Genomic DNA, 17,654 nt, shown 5'->3' on the forward strand with positions numbered 1-17,654 from the left:
ATTCAAACCTCTTTGTTCCTCATCCGCGCAATCTCCTGATCGCGATACGTCTTGGGTGTAAGACCAATCTGGCTGCGAAATACGCGACAGAAATATGCGGCATCACTAAAGCCCAGGTTTTCTGCGACCTGATGAATGCTGTATCCGGTAAAGACGAGCTCACGACATGCTTCGTCCATCAAGCGATCCATAATGAGTTCATGAGCCGTCTTGCCGGTGACGAGGCGAGCCATCCGGTTAAGATGAGTCGGCGAAACACCCAATTGCCGCGCATAGGCTTCGGCAGGCAAATGATCGCGCAAATGACGAACGATCAAATCCTTGAACTGACGAACACGCAATTCCGCCAGTGTTTCGGGTTGAGTGCCAGGCGTCGGCAAGGCTCTGCGGAGCAGCATGACCACGACCGCCGCGACATGCAATTCGAGAAGAATGTCATTCTGCGGCGTATCCAGCTGATGTTCCGTTACGATGCGGGCGAATGTCGCCTGAAAGTAGCTTGCGTCGGCGGTATCCTGATCAAGTGGCACCATGAGCGGATCTGACAGTCGTCCTAGTGCATCATCAATCACGCTGCGCAAGGGTTCGCGTACAAGCCGGGTGGCTATCGTGACCACGAGGCCATCGATATCGCGGGAAAAGCGGAAACCATGTGCGGGGCCGGGCGGTATTACGACCACGCAAGGGGGTTGCAGCGTGATGGTACCGTCCTCCAGCACAACATCGCCCGCGCCGGAGCGGATGTAAAGAAACTGCAAGAAACTCTCATGCCGGTGTAACGCAATCTCGAAGCGGTACGTGCTGCTGCGCGACACGATGGTTTCGCAATGCAACCAGAAAAGTCGGCCCTCGGCGGGATCTTCGCCATAAAGTCCGTAAGTTGGAACTGACATGATCCACCCGCCTCCCTACTTCTATGTTCGATTTGTCCAATAAACCGGCAGAATTGTCCATTGTTAAGCCACGTCGGCTTTGTCAATTTTCATGGAGAGGAAGAGCATCCGGAGGACTTCATGCGTACCAAAGTTGCCATCATTGGATCGGGGCCATCGGGCCTGTTGTTGGGACAGTTGCTGACCAGAGCAGGCATTGACAACATCATCGTCGATCGGGTCAGCCGGGACTATATTCTGGGCCGCGTCCGGGCGGGTGTTCTGGAATGGGGAACCGTTGGGCTGCTGGAGCAGGCCGGTGTTGCGGCGCGGATGTTCGCCGAGGGACTGCCGCACGACGGATATTCGCTTGCCTTCGACGGACGCGATCATCGGATTGATCTCTTTGCCCTGACTGGTAAACGGGTCATGGTCTACGGCCAGACTGAAGTGACCCGCGACCTGATGGATGCGCGCGAAGTCGCTGGCGCCCCCACGATCTACGAAGCGAACCATGTGCAGATTTTCGATTTTGATGGGGGAAATCCCTATGTCACCTACGAAAAGGACGGGGTCACGCACAGGATAGATTGCGACTTCATTGCAGGCTGCGACGGCTTTCACGGTGTCAGCCGGAAGTCAGTTCCGGAGAAGTCCATCAAGACCTTCGAAAAGGTCTACCCATTCGGATGGCTTGGCATCCTCGCCGACATTCCGCCTGTCAGTCACGAACTGATCTATGCCAATCATCCGCGAGGCTTTGCACTCAGTTCCATGCGCTCCGAGACCCGTAGCCGCTATTATATTCAGTGTGAGCTTGACGATAAGGTAGAGAACTGGAGTGACGAGCGTTTCTTCGACGAGTTCCGTCGTCGCCTTCCTGCGCATCACGCGGAGGCTTTGGTCGTTGGCCCATCGTTCGAAAAATCCATTGCCCCTCTTCGGTCATTCGTTGCAGAGCCCATGCGGTTCGGCCGACTATTCCTGGTGGGAGATTCCGCCCATATCGTTCCACCGACTGGGGCGAAGGGGCTGAACCTTGCTGCGAGCGATGTCTACTATCTCTTCAACGGCCTTCAGGAGTATTTCGCAGAAAAGTCCGAAGCCGGTATCGACGTTTATTCGGAACGCGCGCTCAGCCGCGTCTGGAAATCGGTTCGCTTCTCGTGGTCCATGACAACATTGATGCACCGCTTTCCCGATACCGGCGACTTCGGGCAAAAGATCCAGGAGTCAGAGCTCGACTACCTTATCCACTCCAAGGCGGCGTCCACGGCCATGGCAGAAAACTATGTCGGGTTGCCGTATTGACCGCAGCCTGAAGCAGTCTGGAGAATCGTGCAACAATTCCGGCTGATCGAACAAACCAGAAAACGCATTTGCGCGTTAAGTAATATTGCTGCCCCCACCGGGGCAGTTTCATTTTCAGATGCAATTTTGGAAGGTTCAAACATGGCTATAGCACGAGGCTATGCGGCAACGGATGCATCCAAGCCGCTTGAGTTCTTTACCTTCGAGCGCCGTGAGCCGCGCGAGGATGATGTCGTGATCGACATCAAGTTCAGTGGTGTCTGCCACTCCGATATTCACCAGGCCCGCAACGAATGGGGCAATTCCCGGTTTCCGATGGTCCCGGGTCATGAAATCGCAGGCGTCGTGATCGCCGTCGGGCCGAAGGTAACACGCTTCAAGGTGGGCGATCATGTCGGCGTCGGATGCTTTGTGGACTCTTGCATTCATTGCCAGACGCGCGACGTCGATAACGAGCAGTATCTGCCGGGTCTCGTTCAGACATATAACGACGTAGAGGCTGATGGGCAGACACCCACCTACGGCGGCTATTCGGACCATATCGTCGTGAAGGAAGGCTATGTGTTGTCGATCCCCGACAACCTGCCGCTCGACAAGTCTGCGCCGCTTTTGTGCGCCGGCATCACGCTTTATTCACCGCTCGCGCATTGGAAAGCGGGTCCGGGCAAGAAGGTCGCGATTGTCGGCATGGGCGGCCTTGGCCACATGGGTGTGAAGATTGGCGCAGCAATGGGCGCCGATGTGACGGTTCTCAGCCAGACGTTGTCGAAAAAGGATGATGGACTGAAGCTTGGCGCGAAGGCCTATTATGCAACGTCCGATGCAGAGACCTTCAAGACGCTGGCCGGAACATTCGATCTGATCATCTGCACCGTCGGCAAGGACATCGACTGGAACGCCTATCTCAACCTTCTGAAGGTCGATGGCACGATGGTTCTGGTCGGCGTTCCGGAAAAGCCGGTACCGGTGCACGCCTTCTCGCTCATCCCTGGCCGTCGCAGCCTGGCCGGTTCCATGATCGGATCGATCAAGGAAACGCAGGAGATGCTGGATTTCTGCGGCAAGCACAACATCACTGCGGAAATCGAACTGATCGACATCAAGGATATCAACACAGCCTATGAGCGTGTGATCAAGAGCGATGTCCGCTATCGCTTCGTCATCGACATGGCGACTCTCCCAAAGGCTTGAAGCAATGACGGATCAACGCACCGAACACCGGCAAGACAGTGACGCTGGACCGTCACGGACGTTGATCTCTGTTGTGGGGTTGGCGGCGGGTTCCCTCGTCGCCAACATCTATTACGCGCAACCACTGATCAACGAGATCGCCCCTGAACTCGGAATCACAGGAGACCTGGCCGGCGCGCTCGTCAGTACGACCCAAATCGGTTATGGTATTGGGCTGTTCTTCCTCGTGTCTTTGGCGGATCGGATCGAAAACAAGCGGCTGACACTGACGCTGTTGGCCATCACGCTCTTCGGTCTGCTCGGCATGGCGGTCTCGACATCCGTAGTCCCGTTTTTCGTCTGTTCTTTCCTGATTGGCGTCTGCTCGACGGGAGCGCAGGTTCTCATCCCCTTCATCGCGCACAGGGTTCCGATCGAGAAGCGTGGTCGTGTGGTCGGAAATGTCATGGCAGCAGTTCTGACCGGAATCATGCTGTCACGCCCCATCGCGCTTTTCGTTTCAGCGACATTCGGCTGGCGAGCGATTTTCCTTCTTTCTGCGTGCCTTATGGCATTCATCGGCGTCACCCTGCTCAAGGTCATGCCGCAACAAAAACCCCAATCCAGCATGAGCTATCCCGCAATCCTGCGATCCATGGGGAGCCTGATCCGGGAAACGCCGGTTCTTCGTTGGCGGTCGACGTATCAGGCAATCATCTTCTGTGCGTTCAATCTCTTCTGGACAGCCATCCCGTTTGCTCTGAGTGAGCGGTTCGGGCTTAGCCAGGAAGGGATTGGCCTCTTTGCACTTGCGGGCGCGGGTGGTGCGCTCGCGGCACCAGTCGTCGGTCGTCTGTCTGATCGCGGCTGGGGCATGGCGTTATCCATGTCTGCCATGCTCGGGCTCGCCGTCTTCTTCGCATTGTCGGGATATGCGGTCGCTGCCGGTGCTCTCATCCTGCTGACGATATGCGCTGTTCTGATCGATGCCGCCGTGCAGGGAAACCAGATCGTATCGCAGCGCATCATCTTCGCCATCGCACCGGAAAAGCGAGGGCGCCTGAACGCGATCTATATGACATCCGCCTTTATTGGTGGCGCTATTGGTTCAACGCTCGGCACCGTCACCTATCATGCGGGCGGATGGAGCGGCACCGCCGCGACCGGCGGCTTGCTTGGAATTCTCGGTCTGGTCCTCTTCCTGATCGAGCATCGTGGAAGACTGACGACCAGACACTCATGAAATCTCGGCAGCCGCCTGACGAATGGTCTGCATCAGGATGGACATCGGCAGGCTTGGTGTCGCGTCCGTACGAAGCGTGAGGCCAACGGGGCCGCGCGTTTCCGTCGTGTCGAGCGGAAGTGCTGCCAGGACGCCATCCTCAATGTCGCCCGCAACGACGCCGCTGGAAATGATCCAGATGGCATCGCTCGACCGGACGAAAGCACGGCCGAACGAGTCCGATACAGTCTCTACCTGATTGGAAAGAGGCCCAGCACCATTTGCAATCAGGAACTGCTCTACAAATGGTCGGATGATCGAACCGCGCGTCGGCATGAGCACCGGGTAATCGCCGAGACTGGCGAAGATCGGTCCCCTTTCTGTCAACAGCGGGTGCTCCGCCCGGACGATGAAGAGCACCTGCTCGGAATAGAGGTGCTCGAACGAGAAGCCGGTCATCTTTTCAGGCGGCGCCAATCGACCGACGACCAGATCCAGATCGCCGGTTCTCAATTGCTCCAGGAGAACAGCGTTCTCTCCTGTCACGATCTTGATGCGGCTTCGTGTGCCTTCCGCCAGAAAAAGCTCCATAGCGCGCGGCATGATGCGGGTCGACACGGTTGGCAAGGCACCGATGCGAACAGGTGGGACGCTGTCCAACTGCTCCTGCGAGACTGAATCAATGCCCTGGCGCAACGCCGTCAAGGAGGCCGTTGCATGCCGGAGAAACACCTCACCCGGTTTGGTGATCCTGATGCCGCGTCCATCTCGCTCGAAGAGTTCGACCTTCAAGACGTCCTCAAGTTCCCTTATCGTTTTCGTCACGGCAGGCTGGCTAATGTGCAGACTGTCTGCGGCCTTCACGACGCTCCGCTGCCGGGCGACCTCCACGAATGTCTGAAGGTGGCGGTACTTGATGCGCGATCCGATCAAATAATAACCCCTGAGTTAAGAATATGGCCTCAAAATCTTATTTTACCTAACCATTTGAGCGATGCAATAAAGAGCACGGAGGAACTCATCATGAAATTCTTGCGCATTGGCGATGTTGTAATCAGCCATGACATCGTCGGGGCTGACAGTGGCAAGCCCGCGATTGCCTTCATTAACTCGCTCGGAACGGATCGACGCATCTGGAGCCAGGTTGTTGAAGCGCTTTCGGATGAATTCACGCTTTTGACATTCGATAAGCGCGGACATGGCCTGTCGGATCTTGCTTCGCCGCCCTATCAGATCGAAAATTTCGCGGACGATTTGATCGCTCTGATTGAGCACTACGGCCTGCGCAATGTAACGCTCTGCGGACTTTCCATCGGTGGGTTGATTGCGCTCAGCACCTACGACAAGCGCCCGGATCTCATTCGAGGTCTCTTCTTCGCAGACACGGCGCATAAAATCGGTACGCCGGAATTCTGGGCAGCGCGCATTGGTGCGGTGGAGAGCGGCGGGATTGGGAGCATACTCGAACCCATCATGTCACGCTGGTTTACAGGTCCGTACCGTACGAATGGAAACGCGGATTATCGAGGCTACTGCAATATGCTCCTTCGTCAGCCTGTCGAAGGATATGCCGGCGCTTGTGCAGCCATTCGGGATGCAGACTTCACCGATGTCGCAAAGCGTATCGCGGTCCCGGCGCACTGCGTTGCCGGCGCGGAAGACGGTTCCACCCCTCCGGAACTGGTGCGTTCGCTTGCCGACCTCATTCCGTGTTGCGGTTTCGAGATCATCGAAGGAGCGGCGCACATACCCTGTGTCGAGACGCCGGAACTCTTCACCGGCATTCTCCGCCGTTTTCTATCCGCCCTTTGACTGGAGCCGATCATGACCGACCGTACAGATGTCTCGGACCGTTATCGCCAAGGAATGGTCACGCGCCGTTCCGTTCTGGGTGATGCGCATGTTGACCGCGCCAATGCCAATGAGACACCCTTTGATCAGCCCTTTCAGCGCCTGATTACAGAGGCAGCCTGGGGAACGGTCTGGTCAGGCACTCACTTTTCGAAACGCGAACGGTCCATTGTGACGATCGCACTTCTCGCTGCCCTCGGTCAGGACGATGAGGTAGCCATGCATATTCGTGCCACGGCGAATACAGGCGCGACAAAAGAGGATATCCGCGAGGCACTCCTCCATGTCGCAATCTATGCCGGAGTTCCGGCAGCAAATCATGCCATCAAGATAGCAAAATCGGTCTATGCCGAGATGGAGGCGTCAGCCGGCGCCGAGGAGGTTACGAAATGAAAAATACATTGCCCGAAACGGGAGGGTTCTTCGCTCGAGACAGAGCCATGCACCCGCCTGCATTGACACCCGGTTATAAGACTTCGGTGCTGCGCTCGCCCCAGCGCGCCCTGATATCCCTTGAAGGTACGAAGAGCGAAATTACCGGCCCGGTTTTCGGCCACAACATGATAAACGAGTTCGACAACGATCTGATCGTCAACTACGCCAAGCCCGGCGAAATGGCGATTGGCCAGCGTATTCTCGTGCATGGTCGTGTATTGGATGAACGCGGTCTCGGCGTTGCAGGCGCTCTCGTCGAATTCTGGCAGGCCAATGCGGGTGGTCGTTATCGGCACAAGAAAGAAACCTATCTTGCGCCGCTCGATCCGAACTTCGGCGGCTTCGGCCGGTGCGTGACGGATGAAAACGGCTATTACTGGTTCAAGACCATCAAGCCAGGTCCCTATCCTTGGCCAAACGGCGTGAATGACTGGCGCCCAGCGCACATTCATTTCTCGGTGTTCGGTCACGGCTTTGCCCAGCGGCTGATCACACAGATGTATTTTGAGGGTGATCCGCTGATCTGGATTTGTCCGATCGTTAAAACCATTCCGGATGAGGAAGCAATCAAGCGTCTCGTTGCACCGCTCGATATGAACAATACGATCCCGATGGACATGCGCGCCTACAAATTCGATATCGTTCTGCGCGGTCGCCGCTCGACCTTCTTCGAGAACCGCAAGGAGGGCAACTGATATGGTACAGCCGCTGAATTATTTGAAGGAATCTCCTTCCCAGACAGCCGGTCCGTATGTGCACATCGGCTGCACGCCAAACTTCACAGGCATTCACGGTGTCTATGAAACGGATCTCGGATCGGGTCCACTTTACAACGAAAAGACCCGTGGCGAGCGGATCACGATCCGCGGCCGTGTCATAGATGGCTCAGGTACGCCATTGCGGGATGCGCTGATCGAAATCTGGCAGGCAGACAGCGACGGTTTCTACAACAGTCCATCGGAAACACGCGGTACCGCCGATCCCAATTTCGCCGGTTGGGGACGATGCCCCGCCGACATGACCACAGGCGAATTCGTATTCGAGACCATCAAGCCGGGCCGAGTGCCTTTCAATGATGGTTCGTTGATGGCGCCTCATGTTACGTTGTGGATCGTTGCACGCGGCATCAATATCGGTCTGCACACGCGTATGTACTTTTCTGACGAAGAAGCGGCCAACGCGCAGGATCCCATCCTGAACCGGATCGAGCATCGTGTGCGCGTGCCAACGCTCATCGGCAAGCGCGAGGGCGATACGGTGACCTTCGACATTCACCTGCAAGGTGAGAACGAGACCGTATTCTTTGATATCTGAGGCCCTATGAACGCGACCGCCTTCGCCCATCCTTTTCTCTCCGGTCTGTTTGGAGACGATGAAATCTCTGAACATCTGGGGGCGGAGGCGGACATTCGCGCGATGCTGACATTCGAAGCCGCGCTTGCGCACGTGCAGGCTGAAGCTGACATGGTTCCGCAAACCGCCGCTCATTCGATTGTTGCGACGTGCAAGAACTTCTGGCCTGACATGGGTCAGTTGAAGGCGGGTGTTGCGGCAGATGGTGTTGTCGTCGCAAATCTCGTCAAACAGCTCCGCGCCGCCCTGCCTTCCGAAGTGGCCGGGCACCTGCACTACGGAGCAACAAGCCAGGATGTCATCGACACAAGCCTCATGCTGAGGCTGAAGTCGATCTTTCCGATCCTCATCCGTCGGCTGCAATCCGTGATCGAACACCTCGCGAAGCTGAACGAGGCGCATGGATCGCGCTCACTCATGGGATATACCCGCATGCAGGCGGCGATCCCGATCACCGTCGGCGATCGTGTCTCGGCGTGGCAGGCGCCGCTCGAACGCAGCCTGCAACGCTCCATTGAAATGCTGAAGGCAGGATTTCCGGTCCAGTTCGGAGGAGCTGCCGGGTCTCTCGACAAGTTCGGTGCTCAGGGGCAGGCGCTTCGAGCCGCCTTGGCCGCAGAGCTTGGTCTTGTCGATTGGCCGCAATGGCAAAGTCAACGCGACCTTATAGTTGACCTTTCCAACCTGCTGTCGCTTATCACAGGCAGCCTCGGCAAGTTCGGGCAAGACATTGCCTTGATGGCCGAGATCGGCGGCGAGATCACCATGTTCGGCGGAGGTGCATCCTCCGCCATGGCGCACAAGCAGAACCCGGTAACGGCAGAAATACTGGTCACGCTGGCTCGTTTCAACGCCGTGCAGGTCTCTGGAATGCATCATTCGCTCGTGCATGAGCAAGAACGTTCCGGTGCTGCCTGGAGCCTTGAATGGCTCATTCTGCCGCAGATGCTGCTTGCAACCGGCGCTTCCCTTCTGCAGGCAAACAAGCTCGCGTGTTCAATCACCTCGCTGGGCCGTGATTGAAAGTTGAACCGGCGCTCTGGATAAAACTATTCCGAACCGGAGTGGTAAAGTTAGCATTTACCATTCTCTGGTAAGTCTCTGTTAGCTAATCCCCGTTGAACGGGCGCATCCGGACATTCCGGTGTGCTGAAGCAAGCAGAGTGTTGGTGTAATGCGTTTTCCGGTCTTGCCTGCCATTTTCATCGGCTGCATCCTTCTTGGGGGCTGCCGTTCCAGTGGACCCGAGGATGCGCTTGACCTCGCTCCTTCCAAGGAAACGACAAGTGCGCTGACCCCAGTCACGCCCCCGGCTTCGATTGGCAATAGTGCGGCGCAGATCTCGGCCCGAGCGGCAGCCGTGCCTTCGCAGCCAATGCCACAATCAGCACCGGAACCTGCACCCCACGAACTCGCCTGGGCGGGATCTGCCGCGCCTCATGCACAAGCGCTGGATGTTCAGCAAAGCCAGGTCGGCATGCCCATGCCATCAGCGCGTCCAGTCGCGATGATGATGCCGCAGGACCCTTCGCCATCCGCCTCTGCCAAGGGTCCGAGGATCTACAATCAGCGCTTCCGCGATGCGAAACCGATCAATTTCGGGAAGATCACGCCGCGCCATCATCCCGTTCACGGAGTCGATGTTTCGCGCTGGCAGGCCGATATCGATTGGCCAACCCTGCGTACGCAGGGTGCGAACTTTGCCTTCATCAAGGCGACAGACGGCGGCGATCATCTCGATCCGATGTTCAGAACGAACTGGCGCAAGACCAAGGAAGCTGGCATCAAGCGCGGTGCCTATCACTTCTTCTACTGGTGCCGGGTAGCAAGCGAACAGGCAGCCTGGTTCATTCGGAACGTGCCAAAGGACCCCGACGCGCTGCCGCCGGTGATCGATGTCGAATACAATCACCTTTCCGACTGCAAGCGCAGACTGTCGCCAGAGAAGATCCGCGAGAAGATGCAGGTCTTCATGGACATCCTCGAAAAGCACTACGGCAAGCGGCCGATCATCTACACGGCACCGGATTTCTATGCCGACAATCTACGCGGAGCCTTCCCGCACCATCCCTTCTGGCTGCGGGCGGTTGCGCAACACCCCTCGCAGGTCTATCCGGAGCGCCGCTGGCTGTTCTGGCAATATTCAGGTTCCGGCCTTTCCCAGGGCGTAGACGGCAAAATCGACCTCAACGTCTTCTACGGCAGCGAAGCCGATTGGCATCGCTGGTCTTCGGGACGGGGCTGACCAGAGTCTCAGTCGCGCGGCGTCAACCCGCCGCCCGGCTGAGCATGCCGAACAGATCGCGTGGATCGTCAGGATCGGCAATCATGTCCAGTTCCTCGAAGAACTGGGTGTCACGGATTTTCTCGCGAACATACCGAAGCGCTGAAAAATCTTCGATAGCGAAGCCAACACTGTCGAAAAGCGTGATCTGGCGTGGATCACGGCGTCCCTCTGTCTCACCTGTCACCACACGCCACAGTTCGGTGATGGGATAGTCTTTCGGCATCTGCTGGATCTCGCCTTCAATCCAGGTCTGCGGAGGATATTCGACGAACGTATCCGCCCGCTTCAGGATATCAGGGTGGAGTTCGGTCTTGCCGGGGCAATCTCCACCAATCGCGTTGATGTGAACGCCAGATCCGACCATGTTGTCGGTCAGGATGGTTGCAAAGGCTTTGTCGGCAGTACAGGTCGTGATGATATCAGCACCTTCAATGGCTGCCTGAGCCGAAGTGCATGCAACCGTTTCCAAGCCACTGCCCGCAAGATTGCGGAGAGCTTTTTCAGTCGCCTTAGGGTCAATATCGAAAAGCCGAACGCTCTCGATGCCCAGTACGGCACGCATGGCAAGTGCCTGAAATTCGCATTGAGCGCCGTTACCTATGATCGCCATTGTCCGGCTGGATTTCGGCGCCAGATGTCTGGCTGCCATGGCAGAGGTTGCGGCTGTGCGCAGAGCCGTCAGTACAGTCATCTCTGTTTGCAGGACGGGGTAACCCGTGGCGACATCGGCCAAAAGTCCAAAAGCCGTGACGGTCTGCAAACCCTGCGCCATGTTCTTCGGATGACCGTTCACATATTTGAAGCTGTAGATCTGACCGTCAGATGTCGGCATCAACTCTATGACACCATCATGAGAGTGCGAGCCAAGTCTCGGCGTCTTGTCGAATTCCGGCCAACGTGCAAAGTCGGCTTCTATTGCGTCCGTCAACTCCTTCAGGAAAATCTCGACCCCGACATGATGAACCAGTCGCATCATATTGGCGACACTGACGAACGGTACGAGCGCCTTTTTCGATGGAGCGAGCAACATATTCACCTCGTTGGTTGAACCTGGTTCTAAGTGTGCCCGTTGCCAAACTTATAGAAAAGATCAAGTTTGTGTTGAAACCGATAGCGAACTGAGCAATTTGATCTACCAACTTAGCTGAACGGACATTTTGATGAACAGGCCGCATTACATTCCAGACGATCTCGATCGCCAATTGATTGCACAATTGCGGATCGACGGACGCGCATCCCTATCGAAACTGGCCGAGTTGCTGGATGTGGCGCGAGGCACTGTTCAGAACCGCCTCGATCGGCTTCAAGAGTCGGGCATACTTCTGGGCTTCACAGTGCGCGTCAGAGAGGAGTTCGATTCCCAGAGCGTTCAGGCCATCATGATGATCGAAGTCACAGGCAAGGCGACCGGGCAGGTTATCCGGAAGCTGCGTGGCATTGCGGAAATCAACAGTCTGCACACCACCAACGGCAACTGGGATCTCGTAGCGCAGATTCGTGCCGCCAATCTGGGGGAATTCGATCGCGTCCTTCGTGAAGTCAGGATGATCGAAGGGGTTTCGAACAGCGAAACAAGCCTGCTGTTGAGCAGCGTCTAATCATATACTTGACGGAGACCGGTCGCTATCGGTAACGCTTGGTCCCCGTGGTCATGCGTCAGTCCATCGACCGCGTCGAGGAGGATGACATGCTGATCAATATCGACCCACTGCTCTCGCCGGATCTGCTACATATTCTCAGGGCGATGGGCCATGGCGATGAAATTGCCATCGTCGACGCGAATTTTCCGGGAACGACGAATGCCCAGCGGCTCGTGCGGCTGGACGGGATCAGCGTCACAAGGGCGACGGAAGCGGTTCTTTCCGTCATGCCACTCGATGATTTCGTCGAGGTTCCGGCCGTCACCATGGAGGTCGTTGGCAATCCGGATGAAGTTCCGCCTGCCGTGCAGGAACTGCGGGCTATCGTCGGTGACCGTGGACAGTGCGGCACTCTGGAGCGCCACGCGTTTTACGCACGGGCAAAACAGTGCTTTGCCATCATTCAGACCGGAGAAACACGCCTGTACGGCAACATCGTTCTGAAAAAAGGCGTTGTGCGCAGTTGAGGCAACGGTTGCGTGGTGAGGCTGACCCCGATCCGTCTCCTCTGGCCGCGTTTTTCCGACGCTTCCAATCCGCTTGTCCGCAGTGATTTGAAATCTCATACCAATATTGCCGGAGCAGCCGGATCGCTTTCTCTTCATCTGAAGATCGCCGGTTTATAAAAGCAGCAGATACGTATGTTCGTGAATGAAGGACCGACTTGAATGACGAAGGCCTGTGAGATCGCCTGGTTTTCCGCGTTATGCGATGACGATTACCAGTTCCTTGGCGTTCCTGATCCAAGGCTGCAGTCCAGCTTCGAGCACTGTCGGGATATCGTCCTTCAGGCCGAAAGCGGAGGTTTCGATAACATTCTGCTCCCTTCCGGTTACGCGCTTGGCATTGATACCACGGCCTTTGCATCGGCCATGGCCGTCCTGACCCAGCGGATCAAGCTGTTGATGGCGCTTCGTATGGGGGAAGCATGGCCCGCCCAGCTTGCGCGCCAGATTGCGACAATAGACCGGATGGCAGGCGGTCGCCTGGCTATCAACATCATTTCCAGTGATCTCCCGGGAGAAGCCTTGGCCAGTGGGCCGCGCTATCAGCGAACGATCGAAGCGATGACGATCCTGCGATCACTCCTGAACGGAGAGAGCGTTGATCACGACGGGACCTTCTGGAAGCTGAAGGTCGAGCCACCGCGTATTTCCACGCTTTCCGGACGCTGCCCGCAATTCTATTTCGGCGGTCTTTCCGAAGATGCGCGTCATGCAGCGGCAGTCGGCGCTGATGTTTACCTCATGTGGCCGGACCGCATGGAGGCTGTCAAGGATGTCATCAGCGATCTCACAGAGCGCGCGAAAGGCCAGGGCCGCACGCTTCGCTTCGGTTATCGCGTCCATGTCGTGGTGCGCGAAACGGAGGCTGAGGCGCGGGAAGCTGCAGACCGGCTGCTTTCGAAACTGGACGATGCGACCGGCGCTGCAATTCGTGCGAAATCACTGGACAGCCAATCGGTGGGCGTTCGCCGTCAGGCCGAATTGCGTGAGCAGTCGGCAAATGATGGCTATTTCGAGGACAACCTCTGGACCGGGATCGGTCGGGCAAGGTCCGGATGCGGCGCTGCGATCGTCGGCGATCCGGACCAGGTTTTGGCCAAATTGAAGGCCTATCAGCAAGCAGGCATCGAAGCCTTCATTCTGTCCGGCTACCCTCACGCTGCGGAAGCGGACCTGTTTTCGCGATACGTACTTCCCCGCATCGAGCATGGAAAGCTATAAGCAACCATCTGCAGGTGGTTTTCAGCAGACTTATCTTCCGTGACCGGGATCATGATGGAAAGCGCGAGCAAGCCAAAGACGTCTTCCAAGCTCGAAGCCAAACGGATACGCAATCGCGATGCGATCAAGCAGGCGGCTTGGTATGTCTTCGCGCATCATGGGCTGGACGGATCCACTGTGCGCGACATCGTTGCTCACAGCGGCATTTCCATTGGAACCTTCTATAACTATTACGGGACACGGGAAGCCGTTTTCCAGGAGCTACTGGCCGACCTGACAACGGAGATCCGCAGGCGATCCAACGAGGCTCGCGGGAAGGAAACGGAACTGGAGGCGATGCTGCAATCCAGCTATCGCGGTTTTCTGGAATTCATTCTCGGGATTGAGCATGCGCTCGATTTCTGTGCACGCAACCAGCACCACATCCGCTCCTACCTGTTTAAACTCTCGGCCACCACCGGCATCGTCGATGACCTCATCCTCGATCTGCAGCGCACGCTTCCCAACAACAGCTTCGGACAGGGTGAACTGAAGCAGATCGCAACATTGATAGTGGCCAATGGTCTCGAACTTCTTCTGCAATCGCGTGACGAGGCGGAGGCAGATATCTTCACAGCCAGCGTTCTCCTGGTTCGCGTTCTTGTCGGCGGCATAGCCAATCTCGGATCCGGCAATCAGAATTGACGCTTGCGTCAATTTTGCTAGTGTCTGTTCGGGGTGGGGGACAAGACATGACGATTGCCGATTTCATTATCGTTGGAGCGGGTCCGGCGGGGTGTGCGCTGGCCGCGGGCCTGGCAAAATCGAAACGTGCGCCGCAGGTCGTGCTGATCGAAGCAGGTGGCTCAGATCCATCGCTGTTTTCTCAGATTCCCTTGGGTCTTGCGACGCGTGTTCCCTGGAGAAACCGCGAGAACTATGCATTCGAAACGATCCCGCAGCCGGGCATGAACAACCGCAAAGGCTATGTGCCCCGTGGCCGTGGCCTCGGTGGTTCCAGCCTGATCAACGCCATGATCTACATTCGTGGGCAGCGTCAGGATTACGATCACTGGGCGGCCCTTGGGTGCAGAGGCTGGGGCTGGGCGGACGTGCTTCCATTCTTCAAGAGAGGCGAGACCAACAGCAGAGGCTCGGACGACCATCACGGAGGCGACGGTCCGCTGCGTATCACAGATCTCACAGCGCCCGGAGCCGCGACTTACGCCTTCCTGGAAGCGGCAAAGCACTGCGGATTTCCACTCAATGAAGACTTCAACGGCGCAGATCAGGAAGGCGTCGGTCTCTATCAGGTCTTTCAGCATCAGGGAAAACGCTTCAATGCTGCAGAGGCCTACCTCGGTACCGCCCCCTATCCGCAAAACCTGCAGGTGATGACGAATATCGAGGTTGAGAGCGTGGTCTTCGAGCAACGGACAGCCGTCGGCGTAAAGATCAGGTCTGGCGGGAAAGAAACCGTGATACGGGCGAGGCGTGAAGTCATTCTATCCGCCGGTGCCATTGGCTCGCCACACCTTCTTCAGCTCTCCGGCATCGGACCGGGAGACGCTCTGCGCTCTCATGGCATTGACGTCGTCTACGATGCACCGGATGTTGGCGAAAATCTGCAGGACCATGTGGATTATGCTGCCAACATCCTGTCCCGATTAGACGGACTTGTGGGTTACACGCCAAAGGCGCTGGGCAATATCGCCAAGGCAGCCTTTGAGTACCGGAAGAGGACAGGGTTGCTGACCAGCAACGTTGCCGAGGCTGGAGGATTTGTTCGCAGCCGCCCGGAGGTCGACCGACCGGACCTGCAGCTGCATTTCTGTATTGGTCTCGTGGACGACCATGCGCGAAAAATGCATGTCGCGACCGGATATGCGCTCCATGTCTGTGTATTGAGACCCGAGAGTCGCGGTCGCGTGACCCTTTCGTCCGGTCGCCCCAGTAGTAAACCTCTCATTGATCCCCGGTTCTTTTCCGACGAGAGAGATCTGGACCTTCTCGTGAGGGGCGCTCGGATCGTGCATGACATTGTCGAGGCGCCTCCACTTGCCGGTTCCGCATCACGTCCACTCTATCCGATCGATTTCACGAATGAGACTCAGGTGAAACAATTCGTCCGCGAACATGCAGATACGATCTATCACCCGGTCGGCACCTGCCGTATGGGAGGGAATGAGAGGTCTGTCGTTGACCCGACACTCAAGGTTCGGGGCGTGGATAGACTTCGGGTGGCAGATGCCTCCATCATGCCGACCCTGATCAGCGGCAATACGCAGGCGCCGTCCGCCATGATCGGCGAAAAGGCGGCCGCTCTTATTCTTGACGAGGCAGTTTAAGTGGCAGAGTTTCAGCAGGTCTTTCAATCGATGCACCTCGCCTCGCGGAGTGGACCCGAGGCGACCTATTCGGAACGCATCGACAGGCTTGGTCGACTGGAAAAACTGCTTTCTGACAATGTGGAAGCGCTTTGCAAAGCGATATCCGCCGATTTCAACTGGCGATCGGATACGGAAACAAAGCTTCTGGAGATACTGCCGTTACTTCGCGGGATTCGCCATGCAAAACGGCATCTAGCGCGCTGGATGAAAGAGGAGCGGCGGAAGGTCGATCTGGCATTCCAGCCGTCAAGGGCATGGGTTCGCTACGAAGCGCTGGGTGTGGTGGGCATCATTGCGCCCTGGAACTACCCGCTTGCGCTTGCAATAGCGCCGCTGACGGACGCTCTGGCGGCAGGCAACAGGGTCATGGTCAAACCATCGGAACAGACGCCCAGCTTTTCGGACCTGTTGGCGAAGCTAATTTCCGAAAACTTTGCCGCGGATGAGGTTTTCGTTGTCCTGGGGGATGTTTCGGTCGCTCAGGACTTTGCAAGACTGCCGTTCGATCATCTGCTCTTCACCGGATCGACAGAGGTCGGTCGATCGATCATGCGTGCGGCGTCGGACAACCTCACACCGGTCACACTCGAACTCGGAGGAAAATCCCCAGCCATTGTTTACGAGGATTTTTCGATCGACGCCGCGGCTCGCTCCATCAGCTTCGGCAAGTTCATCAATGCGGGCCAAACTTGCATCGCGCCAGACTACGCGCTCGTGCCCCGTCAGGGCGTTGACCAGTTTGTCGATGCTGTCATGAACCACGTGGCACAAGCCTATCCGAACCCGGCATCCAACCGGGACTACACATCCATCATTTCCGAAAGGCATATGGTACGTCTCAGGAATGCTGTGCAAGAGGCAGAAGCCGCGGGAGCACGGGTTGTCCAGTATGCCGGAGAGACACCCGATCGCGTGATGCTTTACCCGAAATTGGTCGTTGATCCGCCGCGCGACGGCCTGCTGATGCAGGAAGAAATCTTTGGGCCTGTGCTGCCCGTTGTCCCATACGACACGGTGGATGAGGTCATTGCTTTCGTGAATTCAAAGCCACGGCCGCTTGCTCTCTATCTGTTTACCGACAGTGAAGAGATGCAGTCAAAGATCATCGGCAATTGCAAATCAGGCGGCGTAACCGTCAACGGCACTTTGCTGCATTACGCTATGGAAAACTTGCCTTTCGGCGGAATTGGACCAAGTGGCATGGGCGCCTATCACGGCAGGGACGGGTTTCGTCGGTTCAGTCACGCCCGCGCCGTCCATAAGATCGGCAAGATCAACATGTTTGAAAAGCTGGGTCCACCCTGGGGGCTCCTCCTTCGTCTGACATTGCGGATACTCGGCAATATCAGGTGAAGCGCAATTGGCCGGACATATGCCAGGGTATGGAAGCCAAAAAAGCCTGCAGCATCTGGGGAGC

18 protein-coding genes are annotated in these 17,654 nt (G+C 56.9%); 15 read left to right on the forward strand and 3 right to left on the reverse strand.

Annotated elements, in window-relative coordinates; all coding sequences use genetic code 11:
- Nucleotides 1–2: 2 nt before the first annotated feature.
- Nucleotides 3–833: a helix-turn-helix domain-containing protein gene (locus G6N80_RS05055; protein ID WP_162249608.1), complete on the reverse strand. Its 831-nt coding sequence runs from the start codon at nt 831–833 to the stop codon at nt 3–5.
- A gap of 180 nt (nt 834–1,013) precedes the next feature.
- Between G6N80_RS05055 and pobA the strand changes: the two genes are divergently transcribed.
- The 3 genes from pobA (at nt 1,014) to G6N80_RS05070 (ending at nt 4,596) form a co-directional block, all read left to right on the forward strand.
- Entirely contained in the window at nt 1,014–2,183 is a 1,170-nt protein-coding gene (gene pobA / locus G6N80_RS05060; RefSeq protein ID WP_165131751.1) for a 4-hydroxybenzoate 3-monooxygenase, read from the forward strand.
- Nucleotides 2,184–2,324: 141 nt separating this feature from the next.
- Nucleotides 2,325–3,374: an NAD(P)-dependent alcohol dehydrogenase gene (locus G6N80_RS05065; protein WP_165131754.1), complete on the forward strand. Its 1,050-nt coding sequence runs from the start codon at nt 2,325–2,327 to the stop codon at nt 3,372–3,374.
- Between the two features lie 4 nt (nt 3,375–3,378).
- Entirely contained in the window at nt 3,379–4,596 is a 1,218-nt protein-coding gene (locus G6N80_RS05070; protein WP_062557154.1) for an MFS transporter, read from the forward strand.
- On the opposite strand, the gene pcaQ is transcribed toward G6N80_RS05070, so the two are convergent.
- The gene (gene pcaQ / locus G6N80_RS05075) at nt 4,591–5,508 is read right to left on the reverse strand and encodes a pca operon transcription factor PcaQ (RefSeq protein WP_062557153.1); all 918 of its coding nucleotides are present in this window, start codon (nt 5,506–5,508) and stop codon (nt 4,591–4,593) included. The genes G6N80_RS05070 and pcaQ overlap by 6 nt on opposite strands.
- A 90-nt stretch (nt 5,509–5,598) precedes the next feature.
- Between pcaQ and pcaD the strand changes: the two genes are divergently transcribed.
- From pcaD to G6N80_RS05105, 6 genes are all read left to right on the forward strand, one after another.
- Nucleotides 5,599–6,387 (forward strand): 3-oxoadipate enol-lactonase, encoded by a 789-nt coding sequence (gene pcaD, locus G6N80_RS05080; RefSeq protein ID WP_165131757.1) that lies wholly within the window; start codon nt 5,599–5,601, stop codon nt 6,385–6,387.
- Nucleotides 6,388–6,399: 12 nt separating this feature from the next.
- Nucleotides 6,400–6,819 (forward strand): 4-carboxymuconolactone decarboxylase, encoded by a 420-nt coding sequence (gene pcaC / locus G6N80_RS05085; RefSeq protein ID WP_165131760.1) that lies wholly within the window; start codon nt 6,400–6,402, stop codon nt 6,817–6,819.
- Entirely contained in the window at nt 6,816–7,556 is a 741-nt protein-coding gene (gene pcaH / locus G6N80_RS05090; RefSeq protein WP_062557150.1) for a protocatechuate 3,4-dioxygenase subunit beta, read from the forward strand. Before pcaC ends, pcaH begins: the two co-directional genes overlap by 4 nt.
- Before the next feature lies 1 nt (nt 7,557).
- Nucleotides 7,558–8,175, forward strand: coding sequence for a protocatechuate 3,4-dioxygenase subunit alpha (pcaG, locus tag G6N80_RS05095; RefSeq protein WP_165131763.1), 618 nt, complete (start codon nt 7,558–7,560; stop codon nt 8,173–8,175).
- A 6-nt stretch (nt 8,176–8,181) separates the two neighbouring features.
- Nucleotides 8,182–9,237, forward strand: coding sequence for a 3-carboxy-cis,cis-muconate cycloisomerase (locus tag G6N80_RS05100; RefSeq protein ID WP_165131766.1), 1,056 nt, complete (start codon nt 8,182–8,184; stop codon nt 9,235–9,237).
- A 151-nt stretch (nt 9,238–9,388) separates the two neighbouring features.
- The gene (locus tag G6N80_RS05105) at nt 9,389–10,459 is read left to right on the forward strand and encodes a glycoside hydrolase family 25 protein (protein ID WP_165131769.1); all 1,071 of its coding nucleotides are present in this window, start codon (nt 9,389–9,391) and stop codon (nt 10,457–10,459) included.
- 22 nt (nt 10,460–10,481) lie between these two features.
- Here G6N80_RS05105 and G6N80_RS05110 read toward each other — a convergent pair whose 3' ends face one another.
- A complete protein-coding gene (locus G6N80_RS05110; protein WP_165131772.1) occupies nt 10,482–11,531 on the reverse strand; it encodes an ornithine cyclodeaminase in 1,050 nt (349 codons plus the stop codon).
- A gap of 130 nt (nt 11,532–11,661) precedes the next feature.
- Between G6N80_RS05110 and G6N80_RS05115 the strand changes: the two genes are divergently transcribed.
- The 6 genes from G6N80_RS05115 to G6N80_RS05140 all read left to right on the forward strand — a co-directional run bounded on the left by G6N80_RS05115 (nt 11,662) and on the right by G6N80_RS05140 (nt 17,590).
- Nucleotides 11,662–12,099 carry an Lrp/AsnC family transcriptional regulator gene (locus G6N80_RS05115; protein WP_062557145.1) on the forward strand — a complete coding sequence of 146 codons (438 nt, stop codon included), beginning with the start codon at nt 11,662–11,664 and terminating at the stop codon, nt 12,097–12,099.
- 89 nt (nt 12,100–12,188) lie between these two features.
- Nucleotides 12,189–12,608, forward strand: coding sequence for an RbsD/FucU family protein (locus G6N80_RS05120; protein WP_062557196.1), 420 nt, complete (start codon nt 12,189–12,191; stop codon nt 12,606–12,608).
- 201 nt (nt 12,609–12,809) lie between these two features.
- Nucleotides 12,810–13,868: an LLM class flavin-dependent oxidoreductase gene (locus G6N80_RS05125; protein ID WP_165131775.1), complete on the forward strand. Its 1,059-nt coding sequence runs from the start codon at nt 12,810–12,812 to the stop codon at nt 13,866–13,868.
- Between the two features lie 39 nt (nt 13,869–13,907).
- A complete protein-coding gene (locus G6N80_RS05130; RefSeq protein ID WP_156379362.1) occupies nt 13,908–14,552 on the forward strand; it encodes a TetR/AcrR family transcriptional regulator in 645 nt (214 codons plus the stop codon).
- Between the two features lie 47 nt (nt 14,553–14,599).
- Complete coding sequence (locus G6N80_RS05135) at nt 14,600–16,195, forward strand: GMC family oxidoreductase (RefSeq protein WP_165131778.1); 1,596 nt, start codon at nt 14,600–14,602, stop codon at nt 16,193–16,195.
- Nucleotides 16,196–17,590 (forward strand): coniferyl aldehyde dehydrogenase, encoded by a 1,395-nt coding sequence (locus G6N80_RS05140; RefSeq protein WP_210300881.1) that lies wholly within the window; start codon nt 16,196–16,198, stop codon nt 17,588–17,590.
- Nucleotides 17,591–17,654 lie beyond the last annotated feature (64 nt).

The organism is Rhizobium rhizoryzae (assembly GCF_011046895.1).
In the GTDB taxonomy this organism is placed as follows: domain Bacteria; phylum Pseudomonadota; class Alphaproteobacteria; order Rhizobiales; family Rhizobiaceae; genus Neorhizobium; species Neorhizobium rhizoryzae.

Coding starts and splice junctions, on each gene's coding strand:
- pobA (WP_165131751.1), top strand. CDS start 1,014: ATGCGTACCAAAGTTGCCATCATTGGATCGGGGCCATCGGGCCTGTTG.
- G6N80_RS05065 (WP_165131754.1), top strand. CDS start 2,325: ATGGCTATAGCACGAGGCTATGCGGCAACGGATGCATCCAAGCCGCTT.
- G6N80_RS05070 (WP_062557154.1), top strand. CDS start 3,379: ATGACGGATCAACGCACCGAACACCGGCAAGACAGTGACGCTGGACCG.
- pcaD (WP_165131757.1), top strand. CDS start 5,599: ATGAAATTCTTGCGCATTGGCGATGTTGTAATCAGCCATGACATCGTC.
- pcaC (WP_165131760.1), top strand. CDS start 6,400: ATGACCGACCGTACAGATGTCTCGGACCGTTATCGCCAAGGAATGGTC.
- pcaH (WP_062557150.1), top strand. CDS start 6,816: ATGAAAAATACATTGCCCGAAACGGGAGGGTTCTTCGCTCGAGACAGA.
- pcaG (WP_165131763.1), top strand. CDS start 7,558: ATGGTACAGCCGCTGAATTATTTGAAGGAATCTCCTTCCCAGACAGCC.
- G6N80_RS05100 (WP_165131766.1), top strand. CDS start 8,182: ATGAACGCGACCGCCTTCGCCCATCCTTTTCTCTCCGGTCTGTTTGGA.
- G6N80_RS05105 (WP_165131769.1), top strand. CDS start 9,389: ATGCGTTTTCCGGTCTTGCCTGCCATTTTCATCGGCTGCATCCTTCTT.
- G6N80_RS05110 (WP_165131772.1), bottom strand. CDS start 11,531: ATGTTGCTCGCTCCATCGAAAAAGGCGCTCGTACCGTTCGTCAGTGTC.
- G6N80_RS05115 (WP_062557145.1), top strand. CDS start 11,662: ATGAACAGGCCGCATTACATTCCAGACGATCTCGATCGCCAATTGATT.
- G6N80_RS05120 (WP_062557196.1), top strand. CDS start 12,189: ATGCTGATCAATATCGACCCACTGCTCTCGCCGGATCTGCTACATATT.
- G6N80_RS05125 (WP_165131775.1), top strand. CDS start 12,810: ATGACGAAGGCCTGTGAGATCGCCTGGTTTTCCGCGTTATGCGATGAC.
- G6N80_RS05135 (WP_165131778.1), top strand. CDS start 14,600: ATGACGATTGCCGATTTCATTATCGTTGGAGCGGGTCCGGCGGGGTGT.